The sequence below is a fragment of the Streptomyces sp. NPDC059917 genome, assembly GCF_042730635.1.
Lineage (GTDB): Bacteria > Actinomycetota > Actinomycetes > Streptomycetales > Streptomycetaceae > Streptomyces.
Map to the genome: position 1 here is coordinate 1 of NZ_JBHWLC010000175.1, position 4,496 is coordinate 4,496.

A 4,496-nucleotide genomic window follows, 5' to 3' on the forward strand; every position below is an offset into this window, starting at 1 on the left:
CCTGCGTGTTTTCTGGCCCCGCTGTTGGTTGTGGGGTGGTTGGTTTGTGTGTTCCCCACCCATGGCCCGGGGGGGGGCGGGGGGGGGGGGCCGGCCCCCGCTCCGTGGTGGCCGGTGCTCAGCAGGGCCGCTTGCGCAGTTCCATCACGTAGTCGTGCGGCGCGCCCGCGGATTCGGCGGCGTCCGCCAGCTCCCCGAGGTAGCGCGCCGAGGGCAGCCCGCCCTCGTAGCCGTTCAGCACGTACACCCAGGCGGCCTCCTCGCCGTCCAGCGTGTGCACGCGCACCCGCATCCGGCGGTAGATGTCGAGCCCGACACCCTCCCAGCGGTCCATGGACTCCTCGTCCAGCGGCGCGATGTCGTACAGGGCGACGAAGACCTGGTGGCGGGGCGCTTCCACGATCGTGGCGAGCGCGCCTTCCCAGCCCATCTGTTCCCCGCCGAACGTCAGCCGCCAGTCGTTCAGCCACCCCGTTCCGCGCAGCGGGGAATGCGGAGCGCGGCGCGTCATCAGCCGCGGGTCGAGGTTGCCGGCGTACGCGGCGTAGAGCGACATGAGGTCGAGGGTACGGGAGGTACGGCGATGGACGCGTGCCCGGATGGCGGGACCGGGCGCGAAGCACCTTGATGCGTGCGGGACAATGGGGCACGGAATGCATCCCCCGGGGAGACCCCCCGGAACCCCGGCCGGGGGGCAGCCGGCCGGGTAGACGTGAGGCGGACTTTTCGTGACCCGGATCGTGATCATCGGCGGCGGCCCCGGCGGATACGAGGCGGCCCTGGTAGGCGCCCAGCTCGGCGCGGAGGTGACCGTCGTGGACTGCGACGGTCTGGGCGGGGCCTCGGTCCTCACCGACTGCGTGCCCTCCAAGACCCTGATCGCCACCGCCGAGGTGATGACGACCTTCGACTCGTCCTACGAGGAGCTGGGCATCGTCGTCGCCGACGACACCCCGCCGCTGGAACAGGCGGCCCGGGTGGTCGGCGTGGACCTCGGCAAGGTCAACCGCCGGGTCAAGCGCCTCGCGCTGGCCCAGTCGCACGACATCACGGCCTCCGTCACCCGGGCGGGCGCCCGCGTGCTGCGCGGCCGCGGCAAGCTCGGCGGCCCCCAGGGCATCGACGGCACCCGTGACGTCATCGTGACGGCCGCGGACGGTACGGAGACGATCCTGACCGCCGACGCCGTCCTGATCGCCACCGGCGGGCACCCGCGCGAGATCCCGGACGCGATGCCCGACGGCGAGCGGATCCTGAACTGGACCCAGGTCTACGACCTGGAGGAGCTGCCCGAGGAACTGATCGTCGTCGGTTCCGGCGTCACCGGCGCCGAGTTCGCCGGCGCCTACCAGGCCCTCGGCTCCCGGGTCACCCTCGTCTCCTCCCGCGACCGCGTGCTGCCGGGCGAGGACCCCGACGCCGCGGCCGTCCTGGAGGACGTGTTCCGCCGGCGCGGCATGAACGTCGTGGGCCGCTCCCGGGCCGAGTCCGCCAAGCGGGTCGGCGACCGGGTCGAGGTCACCCTCTCCGACGGCCGCGTGATCACCGGCACGCACTGCCTCATGGCGGTCGGTGCGATCCCCAACACCCGGAACATGAACCTGGAGGAGTCCGGCGTCCGGCTCACCGAGTCCGGGCACATCTGGACCGACAAGGTCTCGCGGACCTCCTCCCCGGGCGTGTACGCCGCCGGTGACGTGACCGGGATCTTCGCCCTGGCGTCCGTCGCGGCCATGCAGGGCCGGATCGCGATGTACCACTTCCTCGGCGACGCGGTGACCCCGCTGAACCTCAAGACGGTGTCCTCGAACGTCTTCACCGACCCCGAGATCGCCACCGTCGGCTACACGCAGGCCGACGTGGACTCCGGCAAGATCGACGCCCGCTGCGTGAAGCTGCCGCTGCTGCGCAACCCGCGCGCCAAGATGCAGGGCATCCGCGACGGTTTCGTGAAGCTCTTCTGCCGTCCCGGCACCGGGATCGTCGTCGGCGGCGTGGTCGTCGCCCCGCGCGCGAGCGAGCTGATCCACCCCATCTCGATCGCCGTCGACAACAACCTGACGGTCGAGCAGATCGCAAACGCGTTCACCGTGTACCCCTCGCTGTCGGGGTCTATCGCCGAGGTGGCCCGCCAGCTGCACACCCGCAAGGCGGCCGGCGAGGCGTAATTGCCGTGCCCCTTCCGGCGCTTCCGGCGGTGACCGGTTGCGCCGGAAGCGCGCATATCACACCAGTGCCCGATCTGTTCTCATCTTCTGCATTTCGGCGTCGGGCACTGAAAGGAACGGACTGGTTGCGTTACTGTCAGTTTCGTGTTCGCTGCAGAACGTCGTCAATTGATCCTCGAAATGGTGCGCGCCAACGGAGCGGTATCGCTCCGTGAGCTCGCCCGCGTCGTCCAGACCTCCGAAGTGACCGTACGGCGGGACGTGCGGGCACTGGAGGCAGAAGGACTCCTCGACCGCCGACACGGCGGTGCGGTCTTGCCGGGTGGTTTCACGCGGGAGTCCGGCTTTCCGCAAAAGTCCCATCTCGCGACGGCGGAGAAAACCGCCATTGCCGATGTCGCGGCGGGTCTCGTCGAAGAAGGCGAGGCCATCGTCGTCGGCGCGGGCACCACCACCCAGGAGCTGGCCCGTCGGCTCGCCCGGGTGCCGGGTCTGACCGTCGTCACCAATTCGCTGCTCGTCGCCCAGGCGTTGGCGCACGCCAACCGGGTCGAGGTCGTCATGACCGGCGGGACCCTGCGCGGGTCCAACTACGCCCTGGTCGGCAGCGGGGCCGAGCAGTCCCTCCAAGGGCTGCGCGTCTCCCGGGCGTTCCTGTCCGGGAGCGGCCTGACGGCCGAACGCGGTCTGTCCACGTCCAACATGCTCTCCGCGAGCGTGGACCGGGCGTTGGTGCAGGCGGCCGCCGAGGTGGTGGTCCTGGCCGACCACACCAAGCTCGGCACGGACACCATGTTCCAGACGGTGCCCACGGACGTCATCACCCGACTCGTGACGGACGAGCCGCAGTCGCACGACGACCGGGCCGCCACCGAGCTCCAGGCGCTGGCCGACCAGGGCGTCCAGATCACGGTCGCGGGGGCCACCGCCCCCGCAGCCACCGACGGCATGCAGGGCCGGCGTCCGCGCCGCGACTCCCCGCTGCCCGTACAACGCCGTGGCGGCCCCACCGCACAACTGCGCAGCGCCCCCTCGGGGATGCTGGAGCAGCAAGCGGGGGAGCGCGCCAGGGTCGCGGACATGCGCCGCCGCTAGGGCGCATGAACGTGGGAACGCCGACGGGGCCGGAGTGATCCGGCCCCGTCGGTGCGGTGCGGTGTGGGCGGCGTTGCCGCGGCCCCGACGAGATCAGTCCTTGATCTCGCAGATGGTGGCGCCGGAGGTGACCGAGCCGCCGACCTCGGCGGACAGGCCGACGACGGTGCCGGAGCGGTGCGCGTTGAGGGGTTGTTCCATCTTCATGGCCTCGAGGACGACGATCAGGTCGCCCTCGTTGACCTGCTGGCCCTCTTCGACGGCGACCTTGACGATGGTTCCCTGCATGGGGGAGGCCAGGGTGTCGCCGGAGGCGGCGGGGCCGGACTTCTTCGCGGCGCGGCGCTTGGGCTTGGCGCCGCCGGCGGCCGCGGTGCGGGCCAGGGTCATGCCCAGGCTGGAGGGCAGTGAGACCTCCAGGCGCTTGCCGCCGACCTCGACCACGACGGTCTCGCGGCCCGGCTCGTCGGGCTCTTCGTCGGTCGCGGGGACCACGAAGGCGGGGATCTCGTTGACGAACTCGGTCTCGATCCAGCGGGTGTGGACCGTGAACGGGTTGCCGTCGGCGGGTGCGAAGGCGGGGTCGACGACGACCGCGCGGTGGAAGGGGACGGCGGTGGCCATGCCCTCGATCTCGAACTCGGCGAGCGCGCGGGCGGCGCGTTGCAGGGCCTGTTCGCGGGTGGCGCCGGTGACGATCAGCTTGGCCAGGAGCGAGTCCCAGGCGGGGCCGATGACGCTGCCGGATTCGACGCCCGCGTCGAGGCGGACGCCGGGGCCCGAGGGCGGGGTGAAGCGGGTGACGGTGCCGGGGGCGGGCAGGAAGCCGCGGCCGGGGTCCTCGCCGTTGATGCGGAACTCGAAGGAGTGTCCGCGCAGGACCGGGTCGCCGTAGCCGAGTTCCTCGCCGTCGGCGATGCGGAACATCTCGCGGACCAGGTCGATGCCGGCGACTTCTTCGGTGACCGGGTGTTCGACCTGGAGGCGGGTGTTGACCTCGAGGAAGGAGATCAGGCCGTCGGCGGAGACGAGGAACTCGACGGTGCCGGCGCCGACGTAGCCGGCTTCCTTGAGGATCGCCTTGGACGCCGCGTACAGCTCGGCGTTCTGGGCCTCGCTCAGGAAGGGGGCCGGGGCCTCCTCGACCAGCTTCTGGTGGCGGCGCTGGAGCGAGCAGTCACGGGTGGAGACGACGACCACGTTGCCGTGGGAGTCGGCCAGGCACTGGGTCTC

4 protein-coding genes are annotated in these 4,496 nt (G+C 71.4%); 2 read left to right on the forward strand and 2 right to left on the reverse strand.

Annotation, left to right across the window (positions count from 1 at the left end; translation table 11 throughout):
• Positions 1–118 precede the first annotated feature (118 nt).
• Positions 119–556, reverse strand: coding sequence for a gamma-glutamylcyclotransferase (locus tag ACFWAR_RS39230; RefSeq protein WP_330332265.1), 438 nt, complete (start codon positions 554–556; stop codon positions 119–121).
• A gap of 172 nt (positions 557–728) precedes the next feature.
• Between ACFWAR_RS39230 and ACFWAR_RS39235 the strand changes: the two genes are divergently transcribed.
• Positions 729–2,168: an NAD(P)H-quinone dehydrogenase gene (locus ACFWAR_RS39235; protein WP_385788476.1), complete on the forward strand. Its 1,440-nt coding sequence runs from the start codon at positions 729–731 to the stop codon at positions 2,166–2,168.
• A gap of 144 nt (positions 2,169–2,312) precedes the next feature.
• Positions 2,313–3,263 (forward strand): DeoR/GlpR family DNA-binding transcription regulator, encoded by a 951-nt coding sequence (locus ACFWAR_RS39240; protein ID WP_385788479.1) that lies wholly within the window; start codon positions 2,313–2,315, stop codon positions 3,261–3,263.
• A gap of 93 nt (positions 3,264–3,356) precedes the next feature.
• On the opposite strand, the gene ACFWAR_RS39245 is transcribed toward ACFWAR_RS39240, so the two are convergent.
• Positions 3,357–4,496 (reverse strand): biotin/lipoyl-containing protein (locus ACFWAR_RS39245; RefSeq protein WP_385788482.1); only part of this gene is annotated, 1,140 nt, incomplete at its 5' end.